Source organism: Methylophaga sp. UBA2513 (genome assembly GCF_002341285.1).
GTDB classification, from domain to species: Bacteria; Pseudomonadota; Gammaproteobacteria; order Nitrosococcales; family Methylophagaceae; genus Methylophaga; species Methylophaga marina.
Genome location: NZ_DDNT01000009.1, coordinates 105774 through 106023, shown reverse-complemented (window position 1 = coordinate 106023; position 250 = coordinate 105774). Strand labels below are relative to the sequence as shown.

1 protein-coding gene is annotated in these 250 nt (G+C 45.2%); it reads left to right on the top strand.

What is annotated here, in order from left to right; genetic code table 11:
- On the top strand, positions 1–250 hold a 250-nt coding region (gene rplY / locus B3V56_RS05855), incomplete at both ends, for a 50S ribosomal protein L25 (RefSeq protein WP_289284049.1).

The window sequence follows — 250 nt, the reverse complement described above, 5'->3', positions numbered from 1 at the left end:
GGGAAAGGTGCGAGCCGCCGCCTTCGTCATGCGGGTAAAGTACCAGCTGTTGTTTATGGCGCTGAAAAAGAGCCAGTTTCGATCGCTTTAGATCATAACCAATTCATTCGTCATTTAGCTGAAGAAGCATTTTATGCACACATTCTGACGCTGAACATTGGCAAGAAAAAAGAGCAAGTTGTATTAAAAGACCTGCAACGTCACCCTGCCAATGACAACAAAATCATTCACGCTGACTTCCTGCGTGTTG